This is a genomic window from Micromonospora sp. NPDC051196 (genome assembly GCF_040682415.1).
Lineage (GTDB): Bacteria > Actinomycetota > Actinomycetes > Mycobacteriales > Micromonosporaceae > Micromonospora.
In genome coordinates this window covers 262,551-278,528 of record NZ_JBFBAY010000004.1, presented here as the reverse complement: position 1 = coordinate 278,528, position 15,978 = coordinate 262,551, and the positions used below count along the sequence as shown (strand labels likewise).

The following is a 15,978-nucleotide window of genomic DNA, read 5'->3' as shown; positions in this document are numbered from 1 at the left end:
CGGCGGTCAGAGCCCCGCCGCGGCGTCGTACCGGCGGCGCAGGTCGGCCATTTCCGAAGGGGACAGCGCCTCCTTCTGTGCCGGCTCCGCGTACTTGGGGGGAAACATCTGCCGCAGTCGGTCGATGAAGATGACGTCCTCGGTCGCCTCGACCACCTGGATGCCCGGTGGGTCCGTCGACAGATCCATGATTACCGGGCCGGCCAACTTGACCGCCCAGTCCCAGGTGCGCTTCTGCTCGGCGACCCCGCAGAGATGGAACCCGTAGACCGTCTGCACGTCGGCGAGCCTGCTCGCCTCGGACGGTTCGAAGCCGTAGACGTGGACCCCGCAGATCACCGCCGGCTTCGCCTGGTCGCCGTTGGCCACTTGCTGGAGGTTGTGTCCGGCGTGGTTGTGCTGCTCCGGGTCGGCCTGTTCGAGCGTGGTCCGCATCCGGGTCATGATCTGCCCCCGCAGATCCGTCGGCTCGGCCTCCGAGCCGGCCGCTTTGACCAGTACGACCGTGCCGGCCGACACGGTCAGCAGGATCGCCGCCACCCACACGTAACGGTGCCGGTACCACCCCGGGAAACTTGCTCGGGAAACCATGACTGCTTCTCACCTCGTCGCCGGTACTGCTGAGTTGGCGGGACGTACCCAGGAAAGATGCCCGGTCGAGCAGTGGCCCGGCGCTGCGGCGCGAGCGTCCGCCAAGTTGGCGCGCTGCCGGTAACGCGATGCTCCCGTGCTGCCGTTCCCAGCGCGGTTGCCCCCACGCTGCGGCGATGTGAGCCATTCCAGCACGCTTTCACCCGCTCCGGCAACAGTTCGGGCACAGGCCGGTTTGCGCGACGGTACGCGGTGGCATTGACACGCGCCGTCATGCATTCCATGGTCAATGGATTCATCTCTCAGTCGAAGGGGCCGCAGGATGGTCAGCAACGAGCACAGGTACGTCATCGTCGGGGCCGGCCCTGCCGGTGTTCAGCTGAGCTACTACCTTCAGCAGCACGGCGCCGATTACCTGACGCTCGAAAGTGGTGACTCACCCGGCGGGTTCTTCCGTCGGTTCCCCCGTCACCGCCGGCTCATCTCGCTGAACAAGGTGCACACCGACAGCACCGATCCCGAGATCCGGCTGCGCTGGGACTGGAACTCGCTGCTCAACGACTCCCCGGACCTGCTGTTCCCGAACTTCAGCAAGGAGTACCTGCCGTCCGCCGACGACCTGGTGCGTTACCTCGCCGAGTTCCAGCGGCACTACCAGCTCAACATCTCCTTCGGCACGACGGTCGAGCGGATCACCCGGACCGCCGACGGCTTCACCCTGCGTACCAACCAGGGCGAGGTGCGGGCGCGCTGCCTCGTCGTCGCCGCCGGTTGGGGCAAGCCGTTCGTGCCGGCCATCCCGGGCATCGAGCACGCGATCGGCTACGAGGACATGGTCATCGACCCCGAGGCGTACGAGGGGCAGCGGGTCCTCATCATCGGCAAGGGCAACTCCGCCTTCGAGACCGCCTCGGCCATCCTCGGCCGGGCGTCGATGGTGCACCTGGCCAGCCGACACCCGCTGAAGTTGGCCTGGAACACCAAACACCCCGGCGACGTACGCGGCCAGTACGGCGCGATCCTCGACAGCTACCAGTTCAAGACGCTGCACTCGGTGCTCGACTGCACCATCGACGAGATCCGGCCGGTCGACGGGCGGTTTCAGGTGTCGATCACCTACACCCACGCCGACGGCGAGACCGCCGTGCTCGACTACCACAAGGTGGTGCGATGCACCGGCTTCCAGATGGACACCACGCTGTTCGACGAGACCTGCCGCCCCGACATGGTGCGCGACGACCGGATGCCCGGGTTGCGTCCCGACTGGCAGTCGACCAACGTCGACGACCTGTACTTCGCCGGCACCATCGCCCAGGCCCGCGACGTCAAGCACGCGTCGTCGCCGTTCATCGACGGGTTCCGCTACAATCTGCGTACCTTCACCCGGTTGCTGCGGGAGCGCTACGAGAACGTGCCCTTGTCGTACGCGACGACACCCGCCGACGCCGCCTCGCTGACCAAGCTGATGCTCGACCGGGTCAACTGGAGTTCGGCACTGTGGACCCAGTTCGAGTACCTCTGCGACGTGTTCGTCCGCGACGACGCCACCGGCGACTTCAACCACTACGAGGACCTGCCGGAGGACTACGCGGTGGAGCGTTTCGCCGATGCCACCCAGTGGTACACGCTGGCGCTGCGGTGGGGCCGCGACGACTACGGTGACGTCTTCGCCATCGAGCGTCATCCGACCCCCGACCGGGCCCGGGAGAGCGCCTTCATCCACCCGGTGATCCGGCGCTACCGTGGCACCGAAATGCTTGCCGAGCTGCACCTGCTGGAGGATCTGCTGGCCGAGTGGCGGCGCCCGGACCGGCACGTCGAGCCGTTGGTCGAGTTCCTCACCAAGGACCTCACCAACGGATCATGACCTCGTCGAGCGGTTTGCGGGCCAGGTCCGGGACGCGGGCGTCCGGCGCGGGAAAGCCGACCGGCATCACCACGTACGGGCGCTCCTCCCGTGGCCGCTCGCACACCTCGTTGAGGAACCGCATCGGGCTCGGCGTGTGGGTCAGGGTGACCAGGCCGGCGTGGTGCAGCGCGGTGATCAGCACGCCGACCGCGATGCCGACGGATTCCTTGACGTAGTACGGCTTCGGGCTGTGTGGCCCCTGGTGCACCTCGAACACGACGATGACGGCCGGTGCGGTCTCCAGGAACGGCTTCCGCCAGTCGGTGCCGAGCCCGGAGATCGCGCCCAGCCACTCCGGCGAGGCGCGGCGGTCGTAGAACTCGCGTTCCTCGGCCTCCGCCGCCTCGCGTAGCCGCCGCTTGCGGACCGGATCGGTCAGTACGACGAAGCGCCACGGCTGCACGTTGGCACCACTGGGTGCGGTCGACGCGGCCCGGATCGCTGCCTCGATCACCCTGTCCGGCACCGGGTCGGGGGCGAAGTCACGCACAGAACGACGCTGCGCCATCCGCTCCGCGAACGCCTCCGCATCACGGATCATGTCCGCCGGTCGTCTACGAAGGTGCTGGATCGCAACCCTGGGTAGCAGGTTCGTGTCAGTCACCTGTGGCCTCCCCTGAAACAGGTGGACCGGTCGCCGCCGGGAGGCGATGCCCGCCGCGCGACGTTCGGTTCATCCAGCATTGCGGAGGCAGGTGCGTTTCGTCGTTATGTAAGCGTGCCCTCTTGGCTCACCGGCACGGCGGGGGCGGTGCGGACGGCGATCTCGTCGACCACGTCGGTCAGGCGGCCACGCAGCGCCGCGACGGCCCGCTGGCGGGTCGCCCCGTCGCCGTCGGTGGCGAGCCAGGCCAGCCAGTCCTGCACCCGCTGCCGGTCGCCCGCCTCGTCCAGGGCGGGTCGGGCGAGCTCGACCAGTCGCTCGGCGAGCGCGGCAGCGGGCAGCAGCCGACCGGTGGCCACGTCGATGCCGTGGCCACCCATCCCGTCGCGGGCGGCCCGCCAGTACGCCAGTCGCAACAGATCGGGGATCGGCTTCGGCCCCTCGTCGCCGGTGTCGACGGCTTGGCCCGCGACGACCACCAACGCCCGCACCAGAGCGGCCAACGCCACGGATTCGGCGGCGGTGATCGGTACGTCGGCCACCCGCACCTCCAGGGTGGGGTGGTTCGCCGACAGGCGCAGATCCCAGAAGATCGTGCCGTGGTCGACCAGCGCGCCCGCCTCGAGCAGCATGTCGATGTGGTCGTCGTACTGCTGCGCGGACGTCAGGAACGGCGGGGCGCCGGCCACCGGCCACCGGCCCCAGGTGACACTGCGCCAGCTCGCGTAGCCGGTGTCGCGCTCGCACCAGTACGGCGAGTTGGCCGTCAACGCGAGCAACACCGGCAGGTGCGGACGCAGGTGGTTGCCGATCAACACGGCCCGGTCCCGGTCGGGCTCCTCCACGTGCACGTGTACGGCGCAGATCGCGAGCTCGTCGTGCAGGCCCCGGAAGGTGGCGTTGCCACGGTCCTGGCGGGGCCCCTCGGTGATGGGCGGTGGTACGGCCCGGCCGAGCACCGGGGAACCGCTCGCGATCACCCGCAGCCCCGCTGACCGGGCGGCGTTCTGGACCGCCCACCGGCCTTCGGTGAGCTGCGCCCCGAGGTCGTCCAGGCTCAGGCACGGGTCGGTACGGGTCTCGACGTGCAGCTTGGTGATCTCGCCGCCCACCCTGGTCCCGAGGGTCGGGCGGGCCCGGTCGACGACGGTGGCCGCCTCCGGAACGACCTCGCCCCGATCGGCGTCGACGACGAGGAACTCCTCCTCGACGCCGATCAGGGGGACGGCTGCTCCTGGCCGCTCTCTCACAGTCATGCCACCGCCGACCTCTCGCTGCCGGCCCTCTGCCGACGGTGAGCAGGTTACGGGATTCTGCTGACAGCCTGCGCGCCGAAACCCTCCATCGAGGACACCGATGCCAACAGCCCGGCCAGCAGCGCCGTTCGTTCCGGCATCCGGTCGAGGCAGACGTACTCGTCGGCGGAGTGTGCCCCGCCCCCGACCGCACCCAGGCCGTCGAGGGTCGGTACGCCGAGCGCGGCGGTGAAGTTGCCGTCCGAGGCACCGGCGGCGTACGCGCCGACGAGCTTCGGCATGCCGAGTGCCCGAGCAGTGGACTGGGCCAGCTCCAGCAGCGGTCGGGCCAGCTCGGCGGGCATGGGGTAGCGGTTGATCCCGCCGCACACGGCCAGCGTCGCCTCGGACAGGTACGGCTCCAGCTTACGAATGGCGCGGTCGACGCGTTCCAGCTCGGCTCTGGTCCAGGCCCGTACGTCAACGGCCAGGCTGGCGCTCTCCGGCACCGTGTTCGTCGTCGTACCGGCGGAGAGCAGGGTGGGGGTGACGGAGGTGCCTCCGCTGTCCGCCGCACCGAGCGCGCCCAGCGCGAGCACCTGATGGGCGACCTCGACCGTGGCGTTGACCCCGCGTTGGGGTTCCACGCCGGCGTGCGCGGCGCGGCCCTGGACCGTGAGGCGGTACACCGAGCCGCCCTTGCGGGCCACCTTCACATGTCCCTCGGGAGTGGCCGCCTCGCAGACGAGAACCGCGCCCGAGCGCAGTGCCTCGCGCTCGATCAGCGGTCGGGAGGTGACGGATCCGCTCTCCTCGTCGCAGGTGAGCAGCACCCCGATCGTCGAGGTGTCCTCGATCAGGCGCAGGGCCGTGAACATCTGCACGATGCCGGCCTTCATGTCGCAGACGCCGGGGCCTGTCGCGAGATTCCCCCGTACGGTGAAGGGTCTGGTTCGGATCGTGCCGACCGGAAAGACCGTGTCGAAGTGACCGAGGAGCAGCACCCGCTGATCGGCCGCCGGCCACAAGAGATGCGGTAGACCATCGAGCACGACCCGTTGGGCGCGGCGTCCGAGCACTTCCTCTCCCCAACCGGCGAGCAGGTCGGCACAGGACTCGAGATGAGGCAGCGAGCCCGGTGCCGACTCGTACGCGACGAGGGTGCCCAGCTGGTCGACCATGTCTGCCTGGAGCTTGTTCGCGGCGTGGCGCAGACGGCGTGCGTGGTCCATCGATCCCTCCGTACTCGCGGGTGACGGGCCTGGCCAGGCATGTCCATCGACCATCGCAGAGGGATCGGGGAGCGGCACCCTTGTCCGTGCTGTGTGCTCAGTCAGCCGAGACAGCGGCTCCGTAACCGAAATCGACGACCCGACGCGCGGTCTCGGCGTAGGCGTCGCGGCCGGCGGGGGCGAAGGTGCCGAGCCCGTCGACGTACCGGTTGTACATGCAGAACGCGGCGGCGATCAGGACAGTGTCGTGGATCTCCAGGTCGGTGGCGCCCTCCGCGCGGGCGTCGGCGATCAGCTCGCTGGTGACGTTACGGCCGCTGATCTGCACCGCGCCGGCGATGCGCAGCAGCGCCCGCAGCTTGGCCGAGATCGGGGCGGTGTCGAGGTCCGCACGCACCTGGTCGACGAGGTCATAACCCTCGTCGAGCTGTGCGGCGGCGAACGCCGAGTGGGAGGCGCAGCAGAAGTTGCACTCGTTACGCCCGGACACGTATGCCGCGATCAGCTCCCGCTCACCGGCCGGCAGCGTGTGCGGGGCGCGCAGCAGCACCTCGGCCAACTCGTTGAGCGGCTTCGCCGTCTCCGGGCGGTAGCGCATCGGACCGGTGATGCCGGGGAACTGCTTCTCATCGATTCCGAGATCGATGTGCGCCATGCTCGTCCTGCCCTTCAGCAGTGCGTCGTGGCCCGCCCGGACGGCGCTCACCGAGGGGTGCGGCCCGACCGAGGACGGCTGCCCGCGCGGGGCGGCGTGAGCGACGCCGCGCAGCCACGATCACATCCGGTCCGCCGTCGTGCTTCTTCATTCGTGCGCTGTCCGGGCCTGCACGCCGTCGCCACCGCACCCGGCGGTACCTGCCGGGTGCGGTGGCGAACTGGCGCTTGAAGGCGTTGGCGAAACTGGTCCTGTCGATCCCCTTTGGTGGCGAGAGGTGACATGACCACCCAGCTGAGTGATCTCCTGACCGAGGCGTTGCGGGCCGGCCGGCTGAACGGCCTGCACGCGACTACGGTGGTCCGGGACGGCCAGATCCTGTTGGAGCACTACGGCACCGGCGCGGATCACGCCTGGGGCGAGGCGTTGGGCATCATCGAGTTCGAACCTCGGACACTGCACGACGTACGGTCGGTCACCAAGAGCGTGACCGCGCTGCTGTACGGCATCGCGCTCGGTGAGGGCCGGGTGCCCGCCCTCAGCGACCCGCTGTTGCGCCACTTCCCGGCGTACGCCGACCTGGCCGCCGAACCGGGCCGGGCCCGGCTCACCGTCGAGCACGCGCTGACCATGACGCTCGGATTGCAGTGGCGTGAGGACGTGCCGTACGACAGTCCGGCGAACGCCGAGATCGCGATGGAGCTGGCACCGGACCGGTACCGCTACGTCCTGGAGCAACCGATCCTGGAACCACCCGGCACCCGGTGGAGCTACTGCGGAGGCGCCACCGCGCTGCTCGGTGGGTTGATCGCCCAGGGGACGGGTCAGCCGTTGCCGCAGTACGCCGAAGCGACGCTGTTCGCACCGCTGGGCATCACCCACGTCGAGTGGTCCAGTGGCACGGACGGGGTGGCCTCGGCCGCGTCCGGGCTGCGGCTGACACCACGCGACCTGGCCCGCATCGGTGAGCTGGTGCTGGCCCGGGGCGTCTGGCAGGGGCGCCGGATCGTTCCCGCCGCGTGGCTGGACGCGATGCTCACGCCGCGTACGCGGACCACCTGGGATGCCGGCTACGGCTATCACTGGTACCTGGAGTCGGTTGCCGGCCGTCGAGTCGTCGCCGCCATCGGCAACGGCGGACAGCGGTTGTTCGTCCTGCCCGAGTTGGGCCTGAGCGTGGCGGTGACCGCCGGCAACTACGACGATCCCGAGGATTGGCGGATCCCGGCGACGTTGCTGGAGCAGGTGATCCTGCCGGCCCTGGCGTGAGCCGTCGCCCGACCCCGATCAGCGTCGGAGTCGGGCGACGGCACTGCCTGACACCGGGTGGCCGGATCAGCGTTGGACTCGGGCTCCGGCGCCGCGCATCAGCGCCTCGACCTCCTTGCGGCTGGCCATCGAGGTGTCGCCGGGGGTGGTCATGGCCAGGGCGCCGTGCGCCGCGCCGTACTCCACGGCGGTGGCCAGGTCGTGCTGCTCCAGCAGGCCGTAGATCAGCCCGGAGGCGAAGCTGTCCCCGCCGCCCACCCGGTCCATGATCTCCAGGCCGGGCCGGTGCGTGGCCTGGACGAACCGGCCGCCGGCCCAGGCGATCGCACCCCAGTCGTTGACGGTCGCGCTGCGCACCGTACGCAGCGTGGTGGCCACCACCCGGAAGTTGTCGAACTCCTTGGTGACCTCCTCGATCATCCGCTGGAAGTTGGTCACCTCCAGTTCGGACAGGCTGGCGTCGGTGTCGGGCACCTCGAAGCCGAGGGAAGCGGTGAAGTCCTCCTCGTTGCCGATCATGACGTCGACGTACCGGGCGAGTCGCCGGTTGACCTCCTGTGCGCGGGCCTGCCCGCCGACCGCCTTCCAGAGGCTGGGCCGGTAGTTCAGGTCGTACGAGATGATCGTGCCGTGTCGGCGGGCGGCGACCATGGCCGCCTCGATGGTCTCCGGCGTGGTCTCCGACAGCGCCGCGTAGATGCCGCCGGTGTGCAGCCAGCGCACCCCCAGGTCGCCGAAGAGGTGGTCCCAGTCGACGTCGTCGGCGCGCAGTTGACTGGCGGCGGTGTGGCCCCGGTCCGAGGTGCCGACCGCGCCGCGTACGCCGAAGCCCCGCTCGGTGAAGTTCAGGCCGTTGCGCACGCTGCGACCGATGCCGTCGTACGGCATCCAGCGGATGAACGACGGGTCGACGCCACCCTGGAGGATCAGGTCCTCCAGCAGCCGTCCCACCTCGTTGTCGGCGAACGCGGTGACGATGGCGGTGCGCAGCCCGAAGCAGCGGCGCAGGCCCCGGGCGACGTTGTACTCACCGCCGCCCTCCCAGGCCCGGAAATTGCGGGCGGTGCGTACCCGCCCCTCTCCGGGGTCGAGGCGCAGCATCACCTCGCCGAGCGAGACGAGGTCGTAGCGGCACGCTTCGGCGGGGCGCAGGTCGAGAATGGACATCGCGATCAGATCTCCCGGGCGGCGGTCACGGCAGCGGCGGTCAGTGCGGTCACGTCGTCCCACCGGCCCTCGGCGAGCAGGCTGGGGGCGACCATCCAAGTCCCGCCGACGGCGAGGACCGGCGGCAGGCTGAGGTAGTCGCGCAGGTTCCCGGTGTTCACCCCGCCGGTCGGGATGAAGCGTACGGACCGGAAGGGCGCGGCCAGCGCCTTGATCATCGTGGTGCCGCCGAGCTGCTCGGCGGGGAAGAACTTGACCGTGTCCAGCCCGGCGTCGATGGCCATCTGGATCTCGGTCGGGGTGGCGGCGCCCGGGAAGACGGGCACGCCGACCTGCTGACAGTGGGCGACCACGCGCGCGCTGAAGCCGGGGCAGACGATGAACCGGGCACCCGCCGCGACGGCCTCGTCCACCTGGCCGGGGGTCAGCACGGTGCCGGCGCCGACGAGCAGCTGCGGGTCCTCGGACATGGCCCGGATCGCCTCGGCGGCGGCGTCGGTGCGGAAGGTCACCTCCACGCTGCGCAGGCCACCGGCGGCCAGCGCGGCGCCGAGCGGGGCGGCGGCACGGGCGTCGTCGAGCACGACGACCGGCAGGATCCGGCCCGCGGCGATGGTCTCGGAGACGTCGGCGGGCTGTTCAGAAGGATGAACGGCAGTCACATATGTGACCCTACTGCTGATCCGGGCAATGTCAATCCCGCTACAGTGACGCCATGACATCCGCCGAGGGCTTCCAACCGGTCAAGTCGGCCGGGCGCACGCTGGAGGTGCTGGAAACGCTGGCCGCCTCCGGCGGGCGACGTTCCCTCGGCGACCTGGCCCGGGACCTGGGCATCCCGAAGAGCAGCCTGCACGGCATCCTGCGCACGATGATGCAGCGCGGCTGGGTGGAGGCCGACGACACCGGCACCCGCTTCGGGCTGGGCGTACGCGCCCTCCAGGTCGGTGCCGCGTACCTGGACACCGACGACGCGGTAGGGCTGCTCGCCGGGGTGCTCGACGACCTGTCCCGGCAGTTCGGCGAGACCGTGCACCTCGGCCGACTCGACGGCGCGCACGTGGTCTACACCGCCAAGCGGGAATCGTCGCATCCGCTGCGGCTCTACAGCGCCATCGGACGACGCCTGCCCGCGCACGCCACCGCCCTGGGCAAGGTGCTGCTCGCCGAACGCGCCGCCGAGGAGGTCGACACGATCCTCGGGTCGTCCCCGGCGGCGCTGACCCGACACACCATCACCGACCTGGCGGCCCTGCACGCCGACCTCGCGGCCAGCCGGGAACGCGGCTACGCCGTCGACCACGAGGAGAACACCGAGGGCATCGTCTGCTTCGCCGTCGCGGTGCCCCTGCACACCCCCGCGGTGGACGCGATCAGCCTCTCCATCCCGGCGGCCCGCCTGAACGAGCAGGTGCAGCAGCGGGTGGTGGCGGCGCTGGGCCACGCGGTCGACCAGGTCCGCGCCGCCCGCGGCCTGCTCACCGCCAGTTGAGCCGCGCGCGGGCTGCTCACCGCCAGCTGAGTCGGGAGCGGATCAGGACCGGCCACCGACCGTGCCGGCCGCCGGCACCGCGCAGGACATAGCCGGTGATGCCGGCGACGAACAACACCCCGACGACCAGCCACGAGACGGTGGCGGACGAGGGCTGCACCGGCCAGGCCCAGATCGCGGTGACCCGGTCGGTGCCGCGCGGGGCGGCGGCGTAGACGGCGCAGCCGTAGCAGAAGGCGGGCAGCCAGGCCAGGCGGACACCGAGCAGCGCCGCCGCGCCCACCACCAGACCGGTGTGTCCGAGCGTGTTGCGCACCAGGGCGTACGCGCCGAAGGTGTGCGGGTCGGCCAGCCCGGCCAGGCTGAGCACGGCCGCGCTGAGGACGGCGGCGAGCAGCACATGACCCGTCCGCCACACCCGCCACGGCAGCGGCGTGCCGCGTTCCAGTTCCTCGTCGGCACCGGCCAGACTCGGACCGAGCAGCACGGCAGCCAGCAGGGGAGCGAGGGCGACCACCGGGATACGGGCGACCGATCCGCCGAAGGTGGGTCGATCGGCCAGCCAACTGCCCGCCGCCCAGGCCAGCACCGCGATCACGACCAGGCCGACCAGGAATGCCGGCCCACCGCGCGCGGTCAGATGCAGCGCGAACCGACGGCCGGTCGACGTGGCCCGACGAGCGGACGTGGCCCGGGAGGCGACAGCGCCACCACCGTCGGGCACGGTGGCTGCCGGAGGACGGTCAACGGCGTTGCGGCGCGATCGAGGCTGGTCGGTGTTGCGGCCGTTCACCGGGGTTGCCTGAGCCGGGTCAGCGCGGGCAGGTCGCAGGCGGCCGCCGCGCGCAGGTAGTCGGCGAACCAGGCCCGCTGCGCCGGCATCGGCAGCGCGTAGAGCCAGTCGACCGGGACCTCGGGGCTCGCCGGCAACTCGAACAGCCAGGCGTGGGCCAGCCCGCCGGTGAGGTAGGCCCGTTCGGCCTCGCGGTCATGATCGTCGTAGGTGCAGTTCAACCCCGTCACCGCCCGCAGGTCGGTCTCCAGCCAGTCCTGCTTCGCCAGGCCGCCCCGGACGGTGGGCTGCCCGTCGAGGTGCAGCCAGATCGTCCCGTCACCGGGCAGCTGCGGTTGGTCGACCGGCCGGGCGGCGTCGTCAACCGCCCGGTGGGCGGCGCCGGGGATGCCCTCGATCCGGGCCAGGACCGGCTGCACCACCGGGGTCACCTCGTCGAGCAGGAACGCGTGGATCCGGGCCACGCACACCTGCGGGCCGGTGTCCGTGCAGACCAGCGCGACCGCGTCCGGGTCGACGGGCAGACGGTACGGGCCGGGGCCGGTGACGATCGGCACCGCGACACCCATCGCGAGCACACCGGCCAGCGCGGCGGCCAACCAGCGCCGGGCGGCGAGCGCGAGCAGCACGACCGTCAACGCCAGCAGCCAGCCCACCTGCCAGGCCACCACCCGGCCCGGCACCACCTGGTACGCGGCCTGACCGCCCTGCACCGGGGTGAGCCACACCGCGCCCTTCGTGTCGGCGTACGTCAGGATCGCCAGCGCCAGGTACGCGGCCAACCCGGCGACCGGTGCGGCCAGGCGCAGCGGCACCAGCCGGCCGACGCACATGCCACCGGCGGTCGCCGTGCCCAACGCGAGGACCCCGACGAGCAGCGTCCACCACCAGCCGTCCCCGGCGTACGTCGCGACCCGCGCGACCAGCACCCCCGCCCCGGCGAAGGCCACCAGCACCCCGACGGTGCCGGCCAGCGTCACCGCCAGCCACGCCACCAGAATCGGCTGCCAACCGGGACGCGGGGTGGAACCCACCATCTCGTCGATGCCGCGCCGCCGCTCCCGGCCGGCCTGCCACACGCCCGCCGCGACCATCAGCGCGCACAGGATCAGCATCGAGGTGCGCAGGTAGTTGACCAGCCCGGCCCACCGGCCACCCCAATCCTCCGGATGTACGGCCAGCATCCACACCCCGGCGCCACACATCGCCGCCGCCGCCCACGGCGCCGTGCCCCGACGCAACTCGGTACGCAGGATCCGCCTCACCGGGCTGCCGCCCGGGCGTCGCGCAGCACAGCGGCGTAGCCGCGTTCGATCGGGGAGTCGCCACTGTCGCCGGCCCCACCGGCCGCGATGAGTTCCGCGGGCAGCCCGTCGAACACCAGCCGTCCCGCGTCCATCAGGCTGACCCGGGTGCAGGCCGCCACGACATCCTCGACCAGGTGCGTGCTGACCAGCACCACGGCATCCAGTCCCAACTCCCGCAGCAGCGCACGGAACTCCACCCGCTGCTCCGGGTCCAGGCCGGCGGTCGGCTCGTCCAGCAGCAGCAACCGAGGATCGTTGACGATGGCCTGGGCGATGCCGGCCCGGCGGAGCATCCCACCGGAGAGGTGCTTCATCCGGTCGTCGGCCCGGTCCAGCAGCCCGACCCGCTCGATCGCCCGGTCCACCGCCAGCGGGATCTGCGCCGCCGGCATTTCCTTCAGCCAGGCGAAGTACTCCACGAACTCCCGAACGGTGAACCGTGGATAGAACCCGAACGACTGCGGCAGGTAACCCAGTTGCCGACGGGCCGACCGCAGCCCGGCCGCGTCGGACAGCGGCTGCCCGAGCAGCCGCACCTGCCCCCGGTCGGGTCGCCGCACGGTGGCCAGCACCCGCATCAGTGTCGTCTTGCCGGCCCCGTTGGGGCCGAGCAGGCCGTGCACCCCCGGACCCAGGTCGAGATCCAACTCGTCGAGGGCGGTCCGTCGGCCGTAGCTGACCCGCAACCCTCGTACGCTCACCGTCACGCTCACGCGGTTCGTCTCCCTACTTGATCCCGCCGGGTCCACACCACGAGCACGGCCGCTGCCGTGACCGTCAGCCACACCGGACCGGCCTGCATCAGCACCGCCCACTCGCCGATCGGGGCCAGTACGATCACCGCCCACGCACCGGCCACCACCGCCGCCGCCTGACCGGGCTCGATCAGCGAGCCGAGCGCCAGCGTCAGGGCGGTGAGCGCGAGACCGGCCAGCGGCCACACCATCGGCGTACCGACGCCGGTCATCGCGCCGGCGAGGAGCGTGACCGGCGCGGTGACCGCGAGCACCGCGAGCGTGCGCCACAGGATGATCTGCAGCCCGCCCTGTGGTGTCGACGCCACCATCTCGTGCAGCGGATCCGACCACGACCCGTACGACAGGGCGGTGCCGACCGCCGGCAGCATCGGCGCGGCCAACAACAGCAGCCACGGCGGCAGCATCTCCGGCCTGACCGCCAGCCCCAGCGCGGCCAGCCCGGTCAACGCCACCGCCACCAGCCACGCACCCCGGGCGGCCGGGCCGGCACCCACCAGGACCCGGATCCGACGCCAGCGGGTCGCCGGGCGTACCCGGCCCGGTGGTGGCAGCGGGGCGGCCACCGCCACCGCCGCCGCCTCGACCAGCCGCCGGGTCGGATCGTCGAGGGTGAGGTTGCCCCGGCAGGCGGCGCACCGGTCGAGGTGCGTCTCCACCGACCAGGCGTCGACGTCGTCCAGATCACCGTCGACGTACGCCGCCAGCGTCCGGGCGTCCAGGTGAAAAGCTGTCACGACAGCGCCTCCCGCAACTCCCGGCGGGCCCGCATCGCCCGGGTCTTGACCGTTCCCTCCGGTACGCCCAGCAGCGTCGCCGTCTCCCGTACGGTCAACCCGTCGAGCACGGTGGCCTGCAACACCGCCCGCAGTTCCGGCGACAGCCGGTGCAGCGCCCGTTCCAGGGCCGCGTCGTAGGACCCGGCCAACGCCTCGTCCTCGGCCGACGGCGACCAGGCAGGCACCGACTCCGGCGTCACCGCCCCGACCGTGGACGGACGGGCCGCGATGCGCCGGTGGGCGTCGATCAGCCGGCGTGACGCCACCGCCCAGAGCCAGCCGGTCACCGCGCCGTCCTCCCGGTAGCCGGCCGCCGCCCGCCACACGGTCAGGAACGTTTCCTGGAGCAACTCCTGGGCCAACTCCGGGTCGCGGCACCGGCGGCGCAGCCGCAGCACCAACCACGGTGCGTGTCGCGCGTAGAGCACGTCGAACGCGCGGCGGTCGCCCGTACCGACGCGGCGCAGCAACGCCGCGTCGTCTGAATCCATCACGCAAGGTTAGGACGCAGCCGTCGCCGAAACGGTTCTCCGCGGGCGTGACCCGCCGCCCGCCGTCCCCCGGGGCGTCCGGCCTGGTGATTGTCCTCACGATCACCACTGGTCGGGGGAGGGAAACCCCCTCTGACCTCCCTATGCTTGGCGTCGATGATCGTCCGGCCGTCCGGTGCCGGTCTGGGCCTTGAGTTAAGGCGGGGGAGGAAGTGGCGAGCGATGACCGGCTCCACGCGCATCTGGAACGGCATGTCCATCCCCGCACCCGGCAGTTACGAGCTTGACGCCGGGCACAAGCGGATCGGCTTCCTCGCCAAGCACATGATGGTCAGCCCGGTCCGTGGCGAGTTCCGCCAGGCGACCGCCCGCATCACCGTCGCCGAGGATCCGCTGGAGTCGACGATCGTGGCGACCATCCAGTCCGCCAGCATCGACACCGCGAACGTCGACCGGGACACCCACCTGCGCAGCGCCGACTTCCTCGACGTGGAGCAGTTCCCGACCCTGGAGTACCGCAGCACCGGCATCACCGCCCTGGACAAGACCGATCCGATCTTCTTCTGGGCCAAGCTGAAGAACCACCGGCTCGGTCGCCGGGCGGTGGTGGAGGAGCCGGCGCCGCCGACGCGGCCGGTGACCGCCCGGTTCGTGCTCTCCGGCGAGTTGACCGTCAAGGGCATCACCCGCCCGGTGGACTGCCAGGTCGAGTTCGGTGGCGCCCGACGCGACCCGTACGGGCAGGACATCTTCGGGTTCAGCGCCACGGCGGAACTCAACCGGGAGGACTACGGCCTGGTCTGGAACGTGGCCCTGGACAGCGGCGGCGTACTGGTCGGCCGCACCGTTCGCATCGAGATCGCCGGCGAGGCCATCCGCCAGGGGTAGGCCCCTCTTCATCCGGATTTAACGATCGTTTCGTTCGCCGGCGTATTCATTGATCACGATCTTTGCGAGAATCCGACTGTCGCCGGTCACGCCCGTCAGCGGGCCACCCCCACCCGCCGTGGCAGGCGACAGTCAGGAGTCGCCGCGTGGCTCACGTACGCAAGGCCGCCCTCGCCATGGTGGTCGCCCTCGCCCTGTCCCTGGTGCTGGTCCCACGGCCGGCCCACGCCACCCCGCCCAACATCCCCTCGTACGCCACGGCGCTGAGCCGCCTCAACGCGCTCACCGTCGCCGCCGAATCCCACCAGTCCAGCTACAACCGGGACCTGTTCCCGCACTGGAGCACGGTCACCGGCACCTGCAACACCCGGGAGCAGGTCCTCAAGCGTGACGGCACCAACGTCACCGTCGACGCGAGCTGCTATCCGACCTCCGGTTCCTGGTACAGCCCGTACGACGGGCTGACCCGGACCAGCCCGACGCAGATCGACATCGACCACATGGTCCCGCTCGCCGAGGCGTGGCGCTCCGGTGCCTGGGCCTGGAGCACCTCGCGGCGGCAGACCTACGCCAACGACCTCGGTGGCCCCGAACTGTGGGCGGTCACCAGCACGGTGAACCAGGCCAAGGGCGACAAGGACCCGGCCGCCTGGAAGCCGCCGCGCGCCGCGTTCCACTGCACCTACGCCCGGGCCTGGATCCAGACGAAGTGGTACTACGCGCTTTCCGTCGACAGCGCGGAGAAGTCGGCCCTGGCCTCGATGCTGAACACCTGCTGACCCGCTGACCTGCCGTGACCTGGCGGTGCTCG

17 protein-coding genes are annotated in these 15,978 nt (G+C 71.2%); 5 read left to right on the top strand and 12 right to left on the bottom strand.

Going from position 1 to position 15,978, the window contains the following annotated elements:
• Window positions 1-6: 6 nt before the first annotated feature.
• On the bottom strand, window positions 7-591 hold the full coding sequence (locus tag AB0M35_RS11735) for a hypothetical protein (protein ID WP_363744271.1): 585 nt from the start codon (window positions 589-591) through the stop codon (window positions 7-9).
• Between the two features lie 322 nt (window positions 592-913).
• Here AB0M35_RS11735 and AB0M35_RS11730 point away from each other — a divergent pair, with 322 nt between their 5' ends.
• Window positions 914-2,458, top strand: coding sequence for an NAD(P)-binding domain-containing protein (locus AB0M35_RS11730; protein ID WP_363744270.1), 1,545 nt, complete (start codon window positions 914-916; stop codon window positions 2,456-2,458).
• On the opposite strand, the gene AB0M35_RS11725 is transcribed toward AB0M35_RS11730, so the two are convergent.
• From AB0M35_RS11725 to AB0M35_RS11710, 4 genes are all read right to left on the bottom strand, one after another.
• A complete protein-coding gene (locus AB0M35_RS11725) occupies window positions 2,442-3,041 on the bottom strand; it encodes a nitroreductase family protein (RefSeq protein WP_363744505.1) in 600 nt (199 codons plus the stop codon). The two genes, AB0M35_RS11730 and AB0M35_RS11725, sit on opposite strands and share 17 nt — an antisense overlap.
• 167 nt (window positions 3,042-3,208) lie before the next feature.
• Window positions 3,209-4,360 (bottom strand): glutamate--cysteine ligase, encoded by a 1,152-nt coding sequence (locus tag AB0M35_RS11720; RefSeq protein ID WP_363744268.1) that lies wholly within the window; start codon window positions 4,358-4,360, stop codon window positions 3,209-3,211.
• Between the two features lie 47 nt (window positions 4,361-4,407).
• Complete coding sequence (locus AB0M35_RS11715) at window positions 4,408-5,571, bottom strand: M20 family metallopeptidase (protein ID WP_363744266.1); 1,164 nt, start codon at window positions 5,569-5,571, stop codon at window positions 4,408-4,410.
• Between the two features lie 97 nt (window positions 5,572-5,668).
• Window positions 5,669-6,226 carry a carboxymuconolactone decarboxylase family protein gene (locus AB0M35_RS11710; RefSeq protein ID WP_363744264.1) on the bottom strand — a complete coding sequence of 186 codons (558 nt, stop codon included), beginning with the start codon at window positions 6,224-6,226 and terminating at the stop codon, window positions 5,669-5,671.
• Between the two features lie 282 nt (window positions 6,227-6,508).
• On the opposite strand from AB0M35_RS11710, the gene AB0M35_RS11705 reads away from it, so the two are divergent.
• Window positions 6,509-7,495, top strand: a complete 987-nt coding sequence (locus AB0M35_RS11705; RefSeq protein WP_363744262.1) for a serine hydrolase — start codon at window positions 6,509-6,511, stop codon at window positions 7,493-7,495.
• 66 nt (window positions 7,496-7,561) lie between these two features.
• Here AB0M35_RS11705 and AB0M35_RS11700 read toward each other — a convergent pair whose 3' ends face one another.
• Window positions 7,562-8,662, bottom strand: a complete 1,101-nt coding sequence (locus AB0M35_RS11700; RefSeq protein WP_363744260.1) for a sugar kinase — start codon at window positions 8,660-8,662, stop codon at window positions 7,562-7,564.
• Between the two features lie 5 nt (window positions 8,663-8,667).
• Window positions 8,668-9,324, bottom strand: coding sequence for a bifunctional 4-hydroxy-2-oxoglutarate aldolase/2-dehydro-3-deoxy-phosphogluconate aldolase (gene eda / locus AB0M35_RS11695; RefSeq protein WP_363744258.1), 657 nt, complete (start codon window positions 9,322-9,324; stop codon window positions 8,668-8,670).
• Window positions 9,325-9,377: 53 nt separating this feature from the next.
• Between eda and AB0M35_RS11690 the strand changes: the two genes are divergently transcribed.
• A complete protein-coding gene (locus AB0M35_RS11690; protein ID WP_363744256.1) occupies window positions 9,378-10,154 on the top strand; it encodes an IclR family transcriptional regulator in 777 nt (258 codons plus the stop codon).
• Between the two features lie 16 nt (window positions 10,155-10,170).
• Here AB0M35_RS11690 and AB0M35_RS11685 read toward each other — a convergent pair whose 3' ends face one another.
• The 5 genes from AB0M35_RS11685 to AB0M35_RS11665 form a co-directional block, all read right to left on the bottom strand.
• The gene (locus AB0M35_RS11685) at window positions 10,171-10,800 is read right to left on the bottom strand and encodes a hypothetical protein (protein ID WP_363744503.1); all 630 of its coding nucleotides are present in this window, start codon (window positions 10,798-10,800) and stop codon (window positions 10,171-10,173) included.
• 143 nt (window positions 10,801-10,943) lie between these two features.
• A complete protein-coding gene (locus AB0M35_RS11680) occupies window positions 10,944-12,212 on the bottom strand; it encodes a hypothetical protein (RefSeq protein ID WP_363744254.1) in 1,269 nt (422 codons plus the stop codon).
• Window positions 12,209-12,967 (bottom strand): ABC transporter ATP-binding protein, encoded by a 759-nt coding sequence (locus AB0M35_RS11675; protein WP_363744252.1) that lies wholly within the window; start codon window positions 12,965-12,967, stop codon window positions 12,209-12,211. The genes AB0M35_RS11680 and AB0M35_RS11675 overlap by 4 nt, the downstream gene beginning before the upstream one ends.
• A complete protein-coding gene (locus tag AB0M35_RS11670; RefSeq protein WP_363744251.1) occupies window positions 12,964-13,746 on the bottom strand; it encodes a zf-HC2 domain-containing protein in 783 nt (260 codons plus the stop codon). Before AB0M35_RS11670 ends, AB0M35_RS11675 begins: the two co-directional genes overlap by 4 nt.
• Window positions 13,743-14,282 (bottom strand): RNA polymerase sigma factor, encoded by a 540-nt coding sequence (locus AB0M35_RS11665; protein WP_363744250.1) that lies wholly within the window; start codon window positions 14,280-14,282, stop codon window positions 13,743-13,745. Before AB0M35_RS11665 ends, AB0M35_RS11670 begins: the two co-directional genes overlap by 4 nt.
• A gap of 219 nt (window positions 14,283-14,501) precedes the next feature.
• Between AB0M35_RS11665 and AB0M35_RS11660 the strand changes: the two genes are divergently transcribed.
• Together AB0M35_RS11660 and AB0M35_RS11655 are read left to right on the top strand one after the other, a co-directional pair.
• Complete coding sequence (locus tag AB0M35_RS11660; protein WP_363744249.1) at window positions 14,502-15,167, top strand: YceI family protein; 666 nt, start codon at window positions 14,502-14,504, stop codon at window positions 15,165-15,167.
• A 146-nt stretch (window positions 15,168-15,313) separates the two neighbouring features.
• Entirely contained in the window at window positions 15,314-15,946 is a 633-nt protein-coding gene (locus AB0M35_RS11655) for an HNH endonuclease family protein (protein WP_363744248.1), read from the top strand.
• The last annotated feature ends 32 nt before the right edge of the window (window positions 15,947-15,978 follow it).

Coding starts and splice junctions, on each gene's coding strand:
- AB0M35_RS11690 (WP_363744256.1), top strand. CDS start 9,378: ATGACATCCGCCGAGGGCTTCCAACCGGTCAAGTCGGCCGGGCGCACG.
- AB0M35_RS11700 (WP_363744260.1), bottom strand. CDS start 8,662: ATGTCCATTCTCGACCTGCGCCCCGCCGAAGCGTGCCGCTACGACCTC.
- AB0M35_RS11725 (WP_363744505.1), bottom strand. CDS start 3,041: ATGATCCGTGATGCGGAGGCGTTCGCGGAGCGGATGGCGCAGCGTCGT.
- AB0M35_RS11660 (WP_363744249.1), top strand. CDS start 14,502: ATGACCGGCTCCACGCGCATCTGGAACGGCATGTCCATCCCCGCACCC.
- AB0M35_RS11715 (WP_363744266.1), bottom strand. CDS start 5,571: ATGGACCACGCACGCCGTCTGCGCCACGCCGCGAACAAGCTCCAGGCA.
- AB0M35_RS11705 (WP_363744262.1), top strand. CDS start 6,509: ATGACCACCCAGCTGAGTGATCTCCTGACCGAGGCGTTGCGGGCCGGC.
- AB0M35_RS11710 (WP_363744264.1), bottom strand. CDS start 6,226: ATGGCGCACATCGATCTCGGAATCGATGAGAAGCAGTTCCCCGGCATC.
- AB0M35_RS11730 (WP_363744270.1), top strand. CDS start 914: ATGGTCAGCAACGAGCACAGGTACGTCATCGTCGGGGCCGGCCCTGCC.
- AB0M35_RS11720 (WP_363744268.1), bottom strand. CDS start 4,360: ATGACTGTGAGAGAGCGGCCAGGAGCAGCCGTCCCCCTGATCGGCGTC.
- AB0M35_RS11735 (WP_363744271.1), bottom strand. CDS start 591: ATGGTTTCCCGAGCAAGTTTCCCGGGGTGGTACCGGCACCGTTACGTG.